This window comes from Sphingobacterium sp. LRF_L2 (genome assembly GCF_965644235.1).
Classification (GTDB): Bacteria; Bacteroidota; Bacteroidia; order Sphingobacteriales; family Sphingobacteriaceae; genus Sphingobacterium.
The window spans coordinates 36675-54434 of the sequence record NZ_CBFFRI010000011.1; the positions used below are offsets into that span (position 1 = coordinate 36675).

Here is a 17760-nt window from a genome sequence, read left to right on the forward strand (position 1 = left end):
TATTAGATTTACATTACTTCCGTGTAATAAAACTACAGTACTTTCGTACTCAAAGAGGAGAATATGTTAATTTGGCGATGAGGCGGCAAATACAATTCGGACTTTTGTGTATCAAGATCTCGAAGAGCCTTCTTTAAAAATATTAAAACAGAGATGATACTGCACCAGTTAATCTCTGTTTAATGATCTATATAGAAATACACAAAAGTATCTCTTAATAGTATGCTGGTTGCAGTAAAGGCCTGCCTTGTTCATCTTTTTCAAAAGCGGCAAGAAAAGCAACCTGATGACCTTCTAAATGCATAAAACGGGAGATAAAATCTTCATTTCGTTGAGAAGATTCTATCCGAAGAATAAAATCTTCGTCATCTAAGTCAATAGTTGCAAATTGCACGTCCTTTGATACCTGATAAAGTTTTGAGATGAGGTGTGAACGCTCCAAAATAGTTCTGATAGAGGTTTTAAAAATCAATACGTACTTTTTCATGATATACATTTGTTAGATTCCTTTTCAGAGGCGTTCCTGCTTCTGAACAGAACAAATATGCAACGAATGCTTCGTATTTATTATTTAAAATCGGCCGAAGCGGACAAATTTTCGGCTGAACCGATCATTCAATCGGTAGATGGGATACTACATAGTAAGCCTCAGCCTTCTAGCCATAACATAAATGTATGGTACTTTTCTTTGCTAACGGAAATTTTAATCGGATGATCTACATGAAGATTGAGAATAAGTTTTCTAGAAAGACTCATATTGGCAAAAGCAATGCTTGTTCGTTTCAAAATATGTTGGCGGTTTACTCGAAAAAAATCGTTACCCAATAGATTTTCCATTTCCTCTAATGATTTATTCACTACATATTCTTTTCCATTATCAGTCTTAACAAAAACATTATCGAATTCAATATAACAAATGGCAATATCGTCCATTTGTAAAGGGATGATTTTATCACCACTAATTACAATCAGCGATTTTTTTCGTACTTCCGAAGTCAGTTGAGGTGATTGATTCTGAAAAGCCTGTACCAAATCCATCGCTCCTTTATTGAATGTCTGTTTTAGTAGATCATACTTCGCTAATGTCTTTGATATGCTGTCGTCAGAAAATGGTTTAAGAATGTAATCAAGGCCAAATGTCTGAAATGCTTTCAACATGTATTGATTGTAAGCGGTACAGAAAATAATGGGTGCAGTGGGTGAAACCTGTTGAAATACATCGAAAGATTCTCCGTCACCCAGTTGAATATCGCTGAATATGAGGTCTATTTTGGGCGATGTCTTGAAATATGCTACTGCCTCTTTTACACTCGAAAGACGCTTACATAACTCCATCGCAGGTTGTAGCCTTTTTAGTGTCATTGCTAAATCTTCTGCTGTCAGGTCTTCATCTTCAATAATGACTGTTCTCATGCCAAAATAATTTTTATACGAACTTCAAAACAAGGCCCCTCGTTACGGATAATAACGCTATCTTTTAGATAGTAGCTAAATCGCTCCTTGAGATTGTTCAAACCATAATTATTTGTGTCATCTGCAGAGGTCTTTCTTAAACATACATTGTTACTAACTATAATCCATCCGTCTTCTTCTCCTATATGAATATGGAGAGGGTTTTCTGTAGTGAAATGATTATGTTTTAGCGCATTATCTACAAGCGGTTGTAAGGAGAAAATAGGTAAATGTTGATTTAGTACTTGCTCCGGAATTTGAATCTTATATAGAATAGCATCTTTGAATCGGATCTTTTGCATAGATAGATAATCTTCGCAAAGTTTTAGTTCTTGACTTACACGAGCTAATCCATCATCGGAAGTCATGAAGCTACCACGTAGATAATCTGAAAGCTGTAGAAGGTAGGATTCAGCCATAGCACTATCTTTTTTGATAAGGGATTTGAGACTTGATAATGCATTGAAAAGAAAATGAGGTTGAACTTGTTGTCTAAGCATTTGGTTTACAGCTCTTTCTTTTAGCTTATCCAGTTTTGAACGCTCAAGTTCAAGTTGATTTTTGAAGTAGTCATTCATCAGGAAATACAACCAAAGTAGAACAATAAAATCAAGTATAGCCGCTCGGAAGCCGGAAAGTAAAAATACGTTTAATGGAGCTCCTTGGATGATCCGACATTCTTCGTGTGTGAGCATTCCCAGCTTTGCAGAAAATGCAAGCATTACAAGGCATATTCCGAAAGTTATAATAAAACCTAGGATTTTGACCTTTATGGGAGATTTAACAGGGTCCTTGACATCAAAATGTACATGCAAAATGAGGTTAGAAACGATTATTCCAAATAATCCCATAAAGGCTATACTCGTATTTAACCAAAATCGACCTTGTTCTTTATACAGGGAGTCTATGACGAGAATCGATACAATACAAAGAGAAAAAACTGCACTTCGTTTCGTCCAGTATTTTAACGGATATCGGTGTTTATTTTGGAAAAATCCCATGTATACGTCGTTTAGGAAGCAAAGATAAGTGAATCTTTTTAATATAAGGAGGGGGGAATTCGTGTTGTAGACGTTATGAGGCTGTCAATTATATGACAGCATTGGTATTCTAGTTTGTAAGATTTTGTATTTATTGATCTACAAAGGTCCACAAATTTCTGTTTATCTTCTTGAAGCACCCTTTTTCAAAAAGATAGTTATCCGGACCTTCAATCCAAATCTCTTTTCCTTGATTGTATTGGAGTAATCTATAGTTAACTTGTACGTGATGCCCGAAATCCGTGATAGACAAGTAAGCATAATCGGAAAAAGTTGAAGAACCACTTGGTCTTAGATAGCAGTCTTGATTAACGACAGTCTCAGCTACTTTGTCTTGAGGGAAGTAATGCTTGATAAGCTTTTTGTGAATATCAGATCCCTGTTTTCCAAGACCGAGAGCGAGCGTAAGCTTGCAATATTCACCATCACAGGATGATCCTCCTAACGCGGCATAGAATGCTGCCAGCGCCCGAATTTTGGGTTCTAATTGTGTTATAGCTGTCGTGTCAATCCGACCGGGTATTTCGTCCGACGCTTCAATAAGCGTGTAATTAACAGAATCTACCTGTGCGGTTTTTGTGTTCACGGACTGCTTATTCAGAGACCGTTGTTTTTCTCCTTGCTGACAAGCTGAAATGAGAAATAAAATACCAATAAAAACAAGATAAAAATGTAGACCTTTCATATAGCGATAAAACGTTGAAAAAACGGTTTAGTTTTTATTTATTTTATCTATTTGTTTGTCAGTTGTTTATATTTTGTTTGGGGCTAAATGACCTTTTTTTGACTTAAATGTCTACTAAATTAATGGAATAAATGTACTTTTGTTGCTCAAATCTTTTATTTCAATTGTGGAACTATGTATATTGTTATTACACAACGAATGTGTTTAGGAGGTAATTGAGGTTATATTATCTCCAGTAATCACTTACTATCTAACAAAAAATAATTTCAACCAGCGGTTTTTATAATGAATACAGCAAACTATTTTAGTATAGTGGGGCTTGCTTTTGCCTTAGGAACAGGGCAACTTTATGCGCAATCAACACTTAAAGGTCGAGTTGTCGACGAGAACAATCAAGCGATTCAAGGGGCTACAGTCACAGATCGTAACACGAAAATACAGACATTAACCGATGCTAACGGCGATTTCTCTCTTTTGGTGAATGCCGATAAACCCGATGTTTCGGTTCAATTTATAGGTTTTGACGAGAAAATAATAAACAATTTTGGTAGTGGTTCTTTAGTAATACAACTATTGCCTCATAGTTCAGAAATTACAGAGGTAGTTGTAACGGCATTGGGTATTTCTAGAGAAAAGAAAGCGTTGGGTTACGCTGTCCAGGAAGTTAAATCGGTGGAATTGCAGACGAGACCGACAAATGCATTAAGTGCCCTATCAGGTAAGGTTGCAGGTCTGCAGGTAACAACATCGGGGGGAAATATGGGGGGCTCTTCTCGCGTTACGTTACGAGGTGTTAATTCAATTTCAGGAAATAATCAACCTTTGTATATCGTTGACGGAACGCCTATTGATGATAGAGATCTTAACTCTACGGCCACAATCAATGGTAGTGCGGGAAAGGATGTCGGAAATCTTATTCAGGACATCAATCCAGACGATATCGAAAACATATCGGTATTGAAGGGACCGGTATCAGCTGCCCTATATGGTTCACGGGCTGCGAATGGGGTAATTATGATTACAACGAAAAAGGCTAAACAAGGAGAACGTACTTCTATCTCATTGAATACAGGTCTGGATTTCGAGAATATTGTGCGTTTACCTAAGCGACAAAAGCTATACGGACAAGGATATGCTACAGAATTTCAGACTGTCAATATCAATGGAGCAGATTACAAGATCGTAGATTATGCATCTGATGAAAGCTGGGGGCCGCGTTTGGATGGAACAAACGTACTACAATGGTATAACTTAAATCCAGAAGATGAAGCGAATTACTTGCAAGCGACTCCTTGGTTATATCCTAAGAACGATGTGAACTACTTTTTTAGAACGGGATTGGCCAATACAAATAACTTAGCCATAGCTGGAAGTGGGGATAATACGACCTATCGCCTTTCATATACAAATAAAAATGTGAGGGGAACTACTCCGAATTCAACTTTATCCCGTAATAGTCTGAATTTTTCGGGAAGCACGCAAATTGGGAAAATCAAAGTGAGTTCTGTTTTAAACTATATTAGAAACGAATCGTTGGGTAAGCCATGGTCGGGAGCATCGAACAGAAATATTATGTTAGAAGCGTTCCAGTGGGGAGCTGTACAGGTGGACTACAAAATTTTGGAGAACTATAAACGGGCTGATGGTACTCCTTTAGCTTGGAATAGAACGGGTTGGCAGAATACGAGTGCTGCAGAAGCGACTCGCTTCATTGACAATCCCTACTGGTCGGCGTACGAAAGTTACTTAGAAGAACAAAGGGACCGTGTATATGGAAATGTAGGTGTTGAATATCAAGCTAACGATTGGCTAACATTGCAAGCCAAAGTACATGGTGATATCTATAGTTTTAGATCGGAAGACCGAATAGCGGTGTATTCTAGAAGTACGTCGCAGTATGAGGAGTCAAGTAACAATCTAAATGAATATAACTATGAATTTTTGGCTACAGCCAAGAAACAATGGAACGATATATCTCTTACCGCACTTGCTGGAGCAAATTTACGGGATATGCAAAGGAAAGTGGGATATGGTATAACACAGGGCGGATTGATTATCCCGAATTACTATAACTTAAAAAATGCTTCTTCGGCATTGATTGACAATAGTAAATACCACAGAAGAATCGCCTCAGTCTTCGGTAGTGCATCTTTGGGCTATAAGGATATCTTGTTCCTTGATGGAACATTGAGAAATGATTGGTCATCCACCTTACCGCTTGAAGATAATTCTTATTTCTATCCGTCATTATCTGGAAGTTTTGTGTTTAGTCAATTGGATGCGCTTAAACGTTTAACATGGCTTTCTTTTGCTAAAGCTAGGCTTGGGGTATCTTGGGTTGGTAATGATACCGATCCTTATAATTTGGAAAATGTTTACACAGCAGAGCAGTCTTATGCGGGTACACCTTCGTATAGTTTGCCTACGATATTAAACAATCGGTCTTTGAAGCCTGAACTGACAAACTCATGGGAGGCAGGTTTGAATGCGCAATTCTTTAGAAATCGTTTAGGATTCGATGTAACCTATTATAATAATAGTACAAGAAATCAAATTATGTCTGTACCGGTTTCTTCTGCTTTTGGATATGAAAGCAAAATGTTGAATGCCGGTCTTGTTGAAAATAAAGGGATAGAGGTGGTCTTAAACGGTACACCGATTAAGAAAGAGAAATTCCAATGGAATACCTTTATTAACTGGTCAAAAAATGCAAATAAAGTGGTAGAGCTTGATGAATTGGTTAATACATTGAGTTTGAGTAGTACGTTGGTCAATTTGGTTGCTCGTGAGGGTGAATCGTATGGGCAGTTTCTTGGATATGACTTTGTGTATGCAGAGGATGGACAGCGTGTTATTCAAGAAGATGGAACATATATGCGGACATCGCAGCTTGTTCCGTTAGGATCAATTCTGCCTAAGTTTTTATTTGGTTTTCAAAATAGTTTCACTTATAAAAATTTCAATTTAGGTTTCTTAGTGGATGGACGTGTTGGAGGAAAATTCTTCTCCCAAACGTATAAAGTAGGAATGTATGCGGGAATCTTAGATAAGACAGCTGCGAATAACATTCGCGAGACGGGGGGAGTATTGGATGGCGTAAAAGCAGATGTAAATTTTAATGCTGACGGCACGTATACGGTGACTGATCCAGTACAGAATGATACGCGTGTAACTGCACAGCAATGGGCTAGAAATGAGTATAACGGACCTACGACCTTCTCTATATTTGATGCTACGTTCGTTAAATTGCGTGAGATCACTTTTGGCTACACTTTTCCATTACGAAATACGAAAACAGTAAAAAATTTAGGGGTTTCGTTGTATGGCAGAAATCTTTGGAATATCTATACGAAAAGTAAATACATTGATCCTGAGTTTACTTCAAGTGGAGGGAATGTGCAAGGGATAGAAGGTGGGAATATTCCTACTCCTGTCACGTATGGTTTCAATGTAAACGTTAAATTTTAAGACCTTATGAAAGCATTTAAAACGATATATATAGCGAGCATCGTTGCTTTGTCAACGTTAGGAGTGACGAGTTGTTCGAATGACATCTTTTCGGAGATAAATACAAATCCAAACGGATCTTCTACAGTGTCTACACCTTATATTTTGGTGAGCGCTGAGAAACAACTTATGAATACGTTGCGCAACGAAGAATTAAACCTAAGAGGGGCACAGTTGTACGCGCAATATTTTAGCCAGAATATTTATACAGATCAATCGCGTTATGTGGTAACGAACAGCTATGCCGATAACTATTGGACAGGATTGTATAAAGCCTTAAATAATTTGAATGAAATTATTCGGTTAAACACTGATGAAGCGACGAAAGCTGTAGCGACAGCCGGTACGGCGGGAACGAATGCAAATCAGATTGCTATTGTACGTGTACTAAAAGCATATGCTTTTCATTCTTTGACAGATGTGTTTGGTGATATTCCTTACCAGTCATATGGCAATTCTGATGCTGATTTTCAGGCACTGCAACAGAATCCCGATAATCTGACACCTGCGTACGCAACACAGGAAAAAATATATAAAGATTTGTTAGAGGAGTTAAAGCAATCTGCTGATACACTGTTAAAATATGCTTCATCGACTACATTTGGGACAGCAGATATCATTTACCAAGGGCAAAATGCGAAATGGGCTAAATTTGCAAATTCTCTTCGTTTACGTTTGGCAAACCGTATTGTAAAAAAAGAGCCTACTCTAGCTGTTCAACATATTGAAGATGCTATTAATAAGGGAGTGTTTACTTCTAATTCAGATAATGCGGTATTCAAATATACAACGACATCTCCAAATGAGGCACCTCTTTATAGGGCTACCGTTACAGCAAATAGGAAAGACTTTGCCGTATCGCATGTCGTTATTGAAGCATTGCAGGGAAAGCGAGGACCGTTTAGTACTGTCGACCCACGTCTAACAAAATATGCGAAACCTAATGTGAAGGGCATTTATTTTGGACAGCCGTATGGACTACCGCTTGCAGCTGGAAACTTGTTTCCTACCGACTCTATCTCTTTACCGGGCGAGATTATTAATGCGGCTGATTATGCTGAAGTATTACAAGAGTATGCCGAAGTTCAGTTTATCATTTCTGAGTATAAAAATTGGGATCAAGAATCTTATCAGAAAGGGGTAAAAGCTTCGTTGGAAAAATGGGGAATAAGTGCGGATAATGCAGATACCTATGTTGCTGGTTTGCCTGCTGCATCTCAGGAAACAGTGTTAAGCCAGAAATATCTAGCACTCTTTAATCAGGGGGTAGAGGCTTGGTCGGAAATTCGAAGAACTGGATATCCTTTGTTTTTGGTGAAAAAGGATGATGTTATTTGGTCGGGAAGTTCTGCTACCTATCGTTTTGAACCAGAGGTTGGGACTACTATTCCAAGTCGATTCATATATCCGTTAAAGGAGCAGAGTACGAATAAAGCAAATTATCAGAAGGCACTTGCTGGTCAAGGTGACGATGTGATAAGTACGAAAATATGGTGGAACACGAGCGAATAGCTTAGTTTGTCTAGAAACAGGCTGCATGTAAACTGCAGCCTGTTTTTTTGAAAATATCGACCGATCAACTCTCTTTTTCAGCAAGCTCTTTTAGCTTGCGAAGTGTCTTGGGCCAAGCTGTCTCAAAAAATGTGATGTGATCTTCATTTGTATCTACTTCAATACGTAATAAGGTACCACCGTCACTATCTTCAAAATGATAGTTCTCTAATGCCCCCGGCCCATTCGTCGACAATAGCCCCACTCAAAACTTCTTCTTGTCCATCTAAGACACCATAATGTCGGATAGAAACATATTGATCGGGTATAAATGCCATTATTTCGCCAATCATCCCTCCTTTTTTACCTTCTTTATCTATTGCTGTAAAGTACATTTTGCTACCTTTCTGCCAATTCCCTTCGAAATCAGATGTCGGATCGAATTCGCTAGTCCATTCTTGATATGTGGCTTTGCTTAACATCGTCTCAAAAACTTTCGAACGAGGAGCTTTAATCGTTATGTTGTACGTTAATTTTTTCATATGTAAATAGTTTGTTTTCATCTTTGTTTTTTTGGAAAATTAGGATGCGCTTTTATTTCTTCTATTTGTTTTGTACGGCGCGCGCAATGTGCAGCGATAAATAAGAGATTTTGATATCCATCAACTTTTCCGGTAGGAAAGTCACTGATGTGATTTCTCAAATCTTCACTATTTGCTTCCCGAATATATACTAATACTGGCTCACGCGCATCTTCGAAGTCATTCCATGCGGTCTTCACATCCTTGTATTTTCCTGTTGGTTGTAGTTCCTCTGGGGCAGAAAACTTATGATTCCGATCGGTCATCATACTTTTGAGTTGCGTATCAGATACCTGTACGTTTACTTTTTCCTCAGGTTTTGGGTCTTTTTTTAATTCTTCTTTTGCCATTTCAAATAGCATCTTTTCGGATAACACAATATGTTCTAAACATTGACTAATTGACCATTTGTCGGCTTGAGGTTTGAACTGAAGTTGAGCTTCATTGAGATCTGAGACCTGATTTTTTAAGTTCAGCGTCATTTCTTCAAAATACTGAAGAAGAGAATCAACAGCGAACACATTCACGTCTGATGCAAGATGATAGTCTTTGTGTTCCGTTAATGTTTCCTTTGAATAAGGTTTCCATGATAAACCGAGGCTGGAACTTAGCATTATCCCGGTGATCGCGATTAATGTTACAGATGATTTCATGTTTTTTATTTATTGTAGTGTGTCTATCTATTTCTTTACACAATTTTACCATTAATTATAGAAGATAGACTTGGCATAAGACAAGATTTGCAACCTTGTGTGAGGTGAAAGGAAAGAGGACTCTGAGCAGTTGAGATAAAACTAGTGATCACACTTTAGCTATCGCATCCAGATGTCCTTAAAAATATATACTTTAGTAGTAAGCAAGGCTAAAAATAAGAAAGACGAAATTATATATGGATGGACGACAAATACTTTTGGTAGAAGACGAGAAAAATGTCGCTGAGGTTATCATTCAAGGATTGGAGGAAGACGGCTATGTCGTTTTACATGCAACGAAATATGACGATGCATTATATAAGCTTCAAAGTAATGCTATAGATCTCGCTATTTTAGATGTTTTGTTGCCAGAAGTAAATGGTTTAGATATCTGTAAGAACTTTCGTTCTTTAGGGTATACCGATTTGCCTATTCTAATGGTTACCGCCTTGGGTAGTCCTGAAAATGTGGTACTTGGATTAGATAGTGGTGCCGATGATTATTTGTCGAAGCCATTTAAACTGATAGAGCTTAAGGCACGGGTGAGGACATTGATTCGGCGAAAGCAAGAAATAGCGAGACAGGTACAAGCGACAGAGAAGAGAAAGTTTAGCTATAAATTTTTAGAAATTGATGATTATAAAAAAGTTGCTTATGCCAATGGTCAAGAGTTGAATCTGACATCTACAGAGTATCGTTTGCTGCTCTTGTTTATTCAAGCTCCCCAGAAGGTTTTTGAACGAAGCGAGCTATTGGACAAGGTTTGGGGGATAAATTTTGATATAGGATCAAATGTTGTGGATGTGTATGTTAATTATCTTCGTAAAAAAATAGAAAAAGTTACGCCGCTAAAGGCGATACATACTGTTATAGGTATGGGATATGTCTTAAAAATGGAAGACTAAATGCGCAGTTATAATAAGTTATTATATGCCCTGATTACGATTTTGGTCGTTTATACGATTTCTTTCGTGGCTTTTATTTTGTACTCTATTACAAATTTTGCTTTCTCTGATTTCAATAAGAGATTAGATCTTAGAAGAGATTTGGCGGCAGAGAAAATGTTTAATGGTAAAAGTCAACGTACGGAATGGTCTCTAACTTATCTAGAAGAATTAAATAATCAACGCGAATTTGTAGTTGAATTTGACAAGAATGGCCATATTTTACATAATAGTGGGTTTAATCAAGATCTTTGGGAAGAGGTTAATAAGCAAGGGACAAGTAGTTTTAAGATTGGTAATACTTTTTATTCTACAAAGTTTTATCCTTTTAAGGGAAAAAGTTATATCGTAGGTGTTTCTGCTGAAAATTATTTTTATACCCACCATCTCAATTACTTACGTAATTTGTTATTTGTAGCGTTGTTGTTAGGGTTACTTTTTGTTGTAGTAATCTCGCTTTTAGTTAAGAAATCTTTTATAAAGCCTATAAATGAACTCATTGGCGACGTGGAGAAAATTGGATCGGAAAATCTATATCTGCGATTAACTGTGGGAAAGGATAAAGGGGTTTTGAACAAATTGGCAGAAACATTTAACCGTATGTTAAATCGTATAGAAACCTCTTTTGAAACGCAAAAGAATTTTATAAGTAATGCTTCTCATGAATTGAACACCCCATTAACATCGATTATTGGAATAGCAGATCTCGCGCTTTCAAAGGAGCGTAGTGTTGATGATTATAAACAATCCATTCAGAAAATTATTGATGCAGCTGAAAATTTGGAGAAGAAAACAAGTGCTTTGTTGCTTTTAGCTCGAACTGGATTTGAAAATAATAATGTAAACTTTCGTCCAGTACGCATAGATCAGATCGTTATGGACGCTGAGATGACCGTAAAAGCAATAAATGAACGTTTTCATATTAAGACGGACTTCAGTATGCTACCTGATGATAGCATGAAATTGAATGTGAACGGTTCGGCTCCATTATTGCAGCTAGCGATTTCAAATATTGTGTCTAACGCTTGCAAGTATTCGGAAAACAATACGGCTTACGTTGCTTTAGGTGCATTTGATAAAGGTGTATTATTACTTGTCCGAGATGAGGGGATAGGTATTCCTGAACACGAATTATCACATATTTACGATCCTTATTTTCGAGCATCCAATACGGCTAACTTTTCCGGATATGGTATAGGCTTGCCCTTGGCCCGTAACATCATTAAAATGCACGATGGAGAGCTTACCGTATCCTCGACACTTGGAAAAGGCACTACCGTACGTATAGAATTACCCACTATTCGTATGAAGTAGATTGTAAATTTTCTATGATTCTCATTGTATTTTAATTCTTCTGCTTTTTTTAATCTCATTTTAATTTCTTTCTTAAAAGTCTAACGGAAAACTAATGTTGGTCTCATGTCATTGCTATGTTCGTGCCGTAGCTTTGAATAACTTTTGCGAGGGCATGTTTTATGTGCTTATCGTGAAGGCCATGGAAATAGCCTTTTGGTTGAAAAGACTTTAGAAAATAGATTATGTCGGAAATAGCACGTATCCTAGTACCCACAGATTTTACTGTTAAATCGCTTCGTATTGTTCTTGATTTTTTAGAAAAAGACGATAATAATAAGGTGGAAATAGTCTTGGCTTGTGGATATGATATAGGTGATTCTATTACTGGATTATTAGGGTTTACAAAAGACGATCATTTATCAAAATTAGAAAGTGATGATTTTATAAAAGGTTGTGAAATGATTAAAGCAAGTTTTAAAACTAAAGTTGTCGAGATGTACGCTGATCTGGTAATTTCTAAAAATACGAGGTATTTACAGAATTTTTTTAAGGGCAACAGAATCACACATGTCGTATTACCAGAAGATTATCGCTTCCATGCTTCCGTGCGCGCCTGTTTTGATATAACGATGCTTCTCAAAAAAAATGCTGTGCAGACCGGAATAAAAGTAATTCCGTTGCGATGTGATGGCGAGACTGCTGAAAGTATTGATAGCATGGATAGTATTTTTTTTAGAAAGGATTGGAGGGTTAGTTATGAATAGAGATATTTTAATAAAGATCAACTACATTTTTATTGCCCTATTGTTGATAGGAAGTAGTTTGGTGGTTATGTATCATGAGAGTCCTGAACGCCTTATCCAAGGAGAATGGGTAGAAACAGGATGGCGTTTGGAAAAGGATAATGCCTCTGCGGAATTAACGGATCATTTCTATTTACAGGAGGGGTTGCGCCAAGAAATATTACGTGACTTCCGGGAGTTGGATCACGGAATATGGCGTTTTAATAGAAATCGCGCGTTATTAACCGCTGATCCCAATCACGAGACAGATATAGAGTGGCTTATTAAGGGAAGGGGACATGTGTTGGAATTGCGGAAAAACGGTAAACAAATTGAAAGTTTCCAAATTCAACAGTTGAGTGATGAAAAATTGGTGTTACATCTCAATTTTGATTTGCAGGTTAAAGGTATTATGGAAATAGTTTTAGAACGAAAGGAGCAGACGGATCAATATGCTAAGAAAATATAGTAATCATAGAACGCAAGGCGACAACATAAAATTAGGGGCATTAACTGCCTTCTCTGCAGGTATGGTGAATGTGGCATCGGTAACGGTGTTTTTTGCATTTACATCAAATATAACGGGATACTATGCGGTGTTTGCACAGGAGTTAAGTAAAGGCAATTGGTATCAAGGAGCGGTAGTCTTGTTTTGGATATTGCTCTTCTTCATGGGAAGCTTTTTGTCTAATTTTGTGATTATTCAAGGGCGAGGTCGATGGAGTCAATACATTTCACATGCTATTCCTGTTATTTTAGAATTTTTGAGTATTCTATTTGTTGGGTTGTATTTGGATTTTTTTTACGGGAATTCTCTCCAGGAGACGGAGTTTTTAGTGGCAGCCTTGTTGTTTGCGATGGGACTACAGAATGGTTTAACGGCAAGTATATCTAATTCGGTCGTAAAAACAACTCACCTTACAGGGTTAACAACAGACTTGGCGATCTTGGTTTCCATGTTTAGCAAAAAAGAAAATCGACAGAATCAGGCACTTGTAGATAAGTTTCACCTTCTATTAACCATTATGGGATCTTATGTGCTGGGAGGAATATTTGGAGGAGTAGGGTATCTTTATTTAGCGAATGGCACGTTCTATTTAGCCTGTGCTATTTTGCTTGTTATTGCATTATACGATTTTTACAAATTAACTCGCGTAAAGCATTTATTTGAAAAACGTAGACAACGAGATGTTTGTACAGTTTAAAAAGTAGGCTCTCATATAAAGCCGTAATTTTGTGTATTATGCTCGGTGACGTAGTCACCGAGCATAATTGCGTTTGATCTGTAAATGATTAGTCATTCACTGTCAACTCACCGCGAATGTCTTTTTCAATCCAGTATGCGACATCCTCTTGTTTTTCTAACTGGCCTTGTAAATACATTAATTTTGTAACAGCGGCTTCAAAGGTCATATCATAACCATTTAAAACGCCTATTGCTTTCAAACCTTGGGATGTTTCGTAACGGCCTAATTCGACAGATCCTACCTTACATTGAGAAATGTCGAGAATATTTTTACCACTATTTACGGCTTCAGCTATAAGTTCCAAGAACCATTCATCGGTCATCGTGTTACCCGAACCAAAAGTTTCCATGACGATACTTCGAACATCGGCATTTAAGATTGCACGAATAGTTTCGGGGCTTATTCCCGGGAATAATTTTAGGACACCAACTCTATTATCGAGTTCGGTATGCATAATAAATTCTTTATCCGTATTGTCTAGTAACGCTTCTCGGTTATAATTTATGTGGATGCCGGCTTCAGCGAGTACGGGATAGTTTGGTGAACGGAAAGCTTCGAATTTTGCAGAATTGTACTTGAAAGACCTATTTCCACGGAACAGCTTGTTGTCAAATAGAATACAAACTTCCTGAATAATTGATTTCCCGTTTTCTTTTGCTGATGCTATTTCTAAAGCTGTCATCATATTTTCGCGTGCATCAGTTCTAATTTCTCCTATAGGTAGCTGGGAACCTGATAGAACAACGGGTTTTTGTAGCCCCTCTAGCATAAAACTTAAAATTGAGGCTGAAAATGACATGGTATCGGAGCCATGTAAGATCACAAACCCATCGTAATGCTCATAGTTATCTTTAATGATTTGTGCCATCTCTACCCAGATAGAGGGTTTCATATTGGATGAATCTATGATAGGTGTAAAGGAATGTACTGTCAGTTTATAATTTAAACGTGCCAAGTCTGGAAGATTTCTAGCAATCAGTTCGAAATCAAATGGTACGAAAGTTCCTGTTTCAGGATCTTTCACCATCCCAATAGTGCCTCCTGTGTAAATGATAAATATATTCTGCATGGTTAATGCTTAAATGCCAAAAATTCGTTTTGAATTGGTTGTCGTGATACGAGCAACTTCTGCGATATCGATTTGATGTAAATCCGCTACCTTTTCTGCTATGTAGTGCAAATAACTGCTTTCATTTTCTTTACCTCGGAATGGGCTAGGGGCAAGGTATGGAGCATCAGTTTCTAATACAATATGTTGAAGATCGATCTCTTTAACAACGGCGTCAAGTCCTGCTTTTTTGAATGTTACCACTCCGCCTATACCTAGTGTGAAACCTAAATCGATAGCTTTTTCTGCTTGATCTATCGTTCCTGTGAAACAATGCAAAATGCCGAAAAGCTTATCATCTTTCAATTCTTCGAGTAGTTCGAATAGTTCATTGAATGCTTCGCGGCAATGTATGTCTATAGGAAGTCCCATTGATTTTGCCCAATTCACCTGTATTCTGAAGGCCTCTTTCTGCCATTCCAGCGTACTTTTATCCCAGTAAAGATCTAGCCCAATTTCTCCTATTGCATATACTTTATGAATAGCAAGGGCTTGTTCTAAAGATTTTAATTCTTCCCGATAGTTTTCTTTTACAGAACAAGGGTGTAAACCCAACATTGGAAAGCAATTTTTCGGGTAGGCTTTAACTGTATCCATTACAGGGGTTACAGATGCTACATCCACATTGGGAAGAAACAACCGCTCGATCCCCTTATCAAGACATCGCAGCATCTGCTCCTCCAGAGTAGAATTGTTGACGTGGTAATAAATATGCGTATGGGTATCTGTAAGTATATAGGACTTAGTAGACATAATAATGTTGATAATGGGGCTAAATTTAGGGTTTTCGTAGTAAACGACCTAATACAACATAAAAAAACGCAAGACTATTAATAATCTTGCGTTTTTCTTGTGAAATTTATAATTTTCTTATTTTTTTGTTGCAGTAGAGTCAACTGGAAGTGCAGGAGTTGCTGCAGGGCCAGGGATTACATCCACCAATTCTACTTCAAACACTAAAGGTGCGTATGGAGGAATTGCGCCACCACCACGTTCTCCATATCCTAAATTAGAAGGAACAAGTAGTGTTGCTTTACTTCCTTTAGTTAATAGCTGTAAACCTTCTGTCCAACCTTGAATAACTGGATCATGTCCTACACGGAAACGGATAGGCTCATATTTACGCATTGGATTAAATGAATTGCTCTTTTTTGCTTCGTCAACATTATTTGTATCAAATACTTTTCCAGATACCAATGTACCTGTATAATTAACAACAACAGTATCTCCGACAGCTGGTTTATTACCTTTACCTTCAGATGCAACTACATACTGTAGGCCAGAAGCTGTTTTCTTAGGCTCTAATTTTTTATCAGCGATGTAACCAGCTAATTTGCCTTCTTCTGCTTTTTTCAAACCTTCGATTTCACCTTTGAAGTAGCTGTCGATTTGTGCGTAAAGAGCAGAATCAGTTAAACTACCTTTTTTGAAATGTTTTCTAACTTTAATGGTGAATGTTACATATTTGTCTGCAAATTCTGGTTTTGGTTGACCTGTTTTCGCTGCCATTGTATCTAGATTTAAACGAAATACAGCACTATCACCTTCTCCTAAGAATTTAAACATTGAATTGTAGTCGCCGGCATATAGACCTGGGATAGAATCTGGAGCAATGTTAACAATTTGCGGCAATCCGATGTCGTATGTGCTCTGTAGCAATGAATCTTTACGATCTGATTTTACAATCATGTCTACAGAAAGCAAGTCACCTGCTTTAGCTTTATCTGCTCCGGCATCTTTGACGATGTTATATTCAAGACCACCCTCACCTTTTTTAAAGTTTTGACAAGCTGCAATCGCTAATAACGTGACAGCTGCCGAAAGGAATAAAATTGATTTTTTCATTTTTCTGATATAATCACTAAGTTATTTTGTTAATATTTCTTGATATTCTGGTAAAATGGATTTGAACTTGTTAACAACTTGGCTTAGTTCTTCACTTGAACTCCCCCCAGATGCATTCTGATGTCCTCCTCCGTTAAAGTATTTTTTACAAATTTCGTTGCATGGTATTTCTCCAATCGACCGCAAAGATAGTTTAATTAATTCGGTTCTGTCAATAAATAAAGCAGCTAATCGTACACCTTTCACCGATAATGCATAGTTTACTAAGCCTTCTGTATCGCCTGTTGTGACGTGAAATTTTGCTAAGTCTTCTTTTGTAATTGCAAAAAGTGCGGTATTGTATTCAGGAATAACCTCTAAACAGTTTAATAGACAGTAGCCGATAAATTTAAGACGGTTTTCCGTGGAACTATTGTATATGTATTCATGGATTTCCCAATTTCTTGCACCGGCGTCAATAAGTGCTGCAATGATATGGTGTACAGCAGCTGTGGTTGAACGAAAGCGAAACGAGCCTGTATCGGTCATTATACCGGCATATAAGCAGGTTGCAATTTCTGCGGTTACCGATTCGGCATCTCCATTGACATCACTGATAAAAGTATAGATTAATTGGGCTGTGGCTGCAGCCTTCGGATCCCAATAGCTTAGGTCAGCAAAGTCTTCTGGATCCAAGTGATGATCGATCATCCATTTTTGACCTTTAGCTTCACGAATAAGAGGCTCTAGGATATTTGTTCTACTTAATGCACTATAATCTAAACAATAGATAATATCCGCATTTTGTAGAAGTGATGCTGCTTTGTCTTTTGATTCAGGATAAATAATTACTTCTTCCCTTCCAGGCATCCAATCTAAGAACGATGGAAAGTCTGAGGAGAGCACAATTTCAACTTGATGACCTTTCGACTTCAACCAGTGAAATAAACCTAGTGAAGAGCCTAAGGCATCTCCATCTGGTTTATGATGCGTGGTGATAACGATGTTCTTAGGTTCGGAGAGTAACTGTAATTTTTTTTGTCCTGTAAGCATAAATATTCTAAGAATGCAAACCTACTATAATTTTGTTGGTTCAAGAAATTTTTTGATC

At 37.4% G+C, this 17760-nt stretch carries 18 protein-coding genes; 7 read left to right on the top strand and 11 right to left on the bottom strand.

The window, feature by feature from the left end:
* Positions 1-214: 214 nt before the first annotated feature.
* The 4 genes from ACSZOX_RS19920 to ACSZOX_RS19935 form a co-directional block, all read right to left on the bottom strand.
* Positions 215-487, bottom strand: coding sequence for a hypothetical protein (locus ACSZOX_RS19920; RefSeq protein ID WP_437921950.1), 273 nt, complete (start codon positions 485-487; stop codon positions 215-217).
* 161 nt (positions 488-648) lie between these two features.
* The gene (locus tag ACSZOX_RS19925) at positions 649-1413 is read right to left on the bottom strand and encodes a LytR/AlgR family response regulator transcription factor (protein WP_437921952.1); all 765 of its coding nucleotides are present in this window, start codon (positions 1411-1413) and stop codon (positions 649-651) included.
* The gene (locus tag ACSZOX_RS19930) at positions 1410-2453 is read right to left on the bottom strand and encodes a sensor histidine kinase (RefSeq protein ID WP_437921953.1); all 1044 of its coding nucleotides are present in this window, start codon (positions 2451-2453) and stop codon (positions 1410-1412) included. Before ACSZOX_RS19930 ends, ACSZOX_RS19925 begins: the two co-directional genes overlap by 4 nt.
* A 130-nt stretch (positions 2454-2583) precedes the next feature.
* Positions 2584-3177, bottom strand: a complete 594-nt coding sequence (locus ACSZOX_RS19935) for a hypothetical protein (protein ID WP_437921954.1) — start codon at positions 3175-3177, stop codon at positions 2584-2586.
* A 285-nt stretch (positions 3178-3462) separates the two neighbouring features.
* Here ACSZOX_RS19935 and ACSZOX_RS19940 point away from each other — a divergent pair, with 285 nt between their 5' ends.
* Positions 3463-6645, top strand: a complete 3183-nt coding sequence (locus ACSZOX_RS19940; RefSeq protein WP_437921955.1) for a SusC/RagA family TonB-linked outer membrane protein — start codon at positions 3463-3465, stop codon at positions 6643-6645.
* A 6-nt stretch (positions 6646-6651) separates the two neighbouring features.
* Positions 6652-8196 carry a SusD/RagB family nutrient-binding outer membrane lipoprotein gene (locus ACSZOX_RS19945; protein ID WP_437921956.1) on the top strand — a complete coding sequence of 515 codons (1545 nt, stop codon included), beginning with the start codon at positions 6652-6654 and terminating at the stop codon, positions 8194-8196.
* 64 nt (positions 8197-8260) lie between these two features.
* On the opposite strand, the gene ACSZOX_RS19950 is transcribed toward ACSZOX_RS19945, so the two are convergent.
* Genes ACSZOX_RS19950 through ACSZOX_RS19960 form a run of 3 tightly spaced genes read right to left on the bottom strand, consistent with a single transcriptional unit; the run spans position 8261 to position 9409 of the window.
* Positions 8261-8440, bottom strand: coding sequence for a hypothetical protein (locus ACSZOX_RS19950; RefSeq protein WP_437921957.1), 180 nt, complete (start codon positions 8438-8440; stop codon positions 8261-8263).
* Complete coding sequence (locus ACSZOX_RS19955) at positions 8388-8717, bottom strand: SRPBCC domain-containing protein (protein ID WP_437921958.1); 330 nt, start codon at positions 8715-8717, stop codon at positions 8388-8390. Before ACSZOX_RS19955 ends, ACSZOX_RS19950 begins: the two co-directional genes overlap by 53 nt.
* Positions 8718-8734: 17 nt before the next feature.
* Complete coding sequence (locus ACSZOX_RS19960) at positions 8735-9409, bottom strand: DinB family protein (protein WP_437921959.1); 675 nt, start codon at positions 9407-9409, stop codon at positions 8735-8737.
* A 236-nt stretch (positions 9410-9645) separates the two neighbouring features.
* On the opposite strand from ACSZOX_RS19960, the gene ACSZOX_RS19965 reads away from it, so the two are divergent.
* From ACSZOX_RS19965 to ACSZOX_RS19985, 5 genes are all read left to right on the top strand, one after another.
* A complete protein-coding gene (locus tag ACSZOX_RS19965; RefSeq protein WP_437921960.1) occupies positions 9646-10353 on the top strand; it encodes a response regulator transcription factor in 708 nt (235 codons plus the stop codon).
* Positions 10354-11706 (top strand): HAMP domain-containing sensor histidine kinase, encoded by a 1353-nt coding sequence (locus ACSZOX_RS19970; RefSeq protein WP_437921961.1) that lies wholly within the window; start codon positions 10354-10356, stop codon positions 11704-11706.
* 224 nt (positions 11707-11930) lie between these two features.
* Complete coding sequence (locus tag ACSZOX_RS19975; protein WP_437921962.1) at positions 11931-12452, top strand: hypothetical protein; 522 nt, start codon at positions 11931-11933, stop codon at positions 12450-12452.
* Entirely contained in the window at positions 12445-12939 is a 495-nt protein-coding gene (locus ACSZOX_RS19980) for a hypothetical protein (protein WP_437921963.1), read from the top strand. The genes ACSZOX_RS19975 and ACSZOX_RS19980 overlap by 8 nt, the downstream gene beginning before the upstream one ends.
* A complete protein-coding gene (locus ACSZOX_RS19985) occupies positions 12923-13675 on the top strand; it encodes a YoaK family protein (RefSeq protein ID WP_437921964.1) in 753 nt (250 codons plus the stop codon). The genes ACSZOX_RS19980 and ACSZOX_RS19985 overlap by 17 nt, the downstream gene beginning before the upstream one ends.
* Positions 13676-13763: 88 nt before the next feature.
* Here the strand turns inward: ACSZOX_RS19985 and ACSZOX_RS19990 are convergent, their stop codons facing one another.
* From ACSZOX_RS19990 to ACSZOX_RS20005, 4 genes are all read right to left on the bottom strand, one after another.
* Positions 13764-14786, bottom strand: coding sequence for an asparaginase (locus ACSZOX_RS19990; RefSeq protein WP_437921965.1), 1023 nt, complete (start codon positions 14784-14786; stop codon positions 13764-13766).
* A 9-nt stretch (positions 14787-14795) separates the two neighbouring features.
* Positions 14796-15578: a TatD family hydrolase gene (locus ACSZOX_RS19995; RefSeq protein ID WP_437921966.1), complete on the bottom strand. Its 783-nt coding sequence runs from the start codon at positions 15576-15578 to the stop codon at positions 14796-14798.
* Positions 15579-15695: 117 nt separating this feature from the next.
* Positions 15696-16670, bottom strand: a complete 975-nt coding sequence (locus tag ACSZOX_RS20000; protein ID WP_437921967.1) for an FKBP-type peptidyl-prolyl cis-trans isomerase — start codon at positions 16668-16670, stop codon at positions 15696-15698.
* 21 nt (positions 16671-16691) lie between these two features.
* Complete coding sequence (locus tag ACSZOX_RS20005) at positions 16692-17702, bottom strand: DHH family phosphoesterase (RefSeq protein WP_437921968.1); 1011 nt, start codon at positions 17700-17702, stop codon at positions 16692-16694.
* Positions 17703-17760 lie beyond the last annotated feature (58 nt).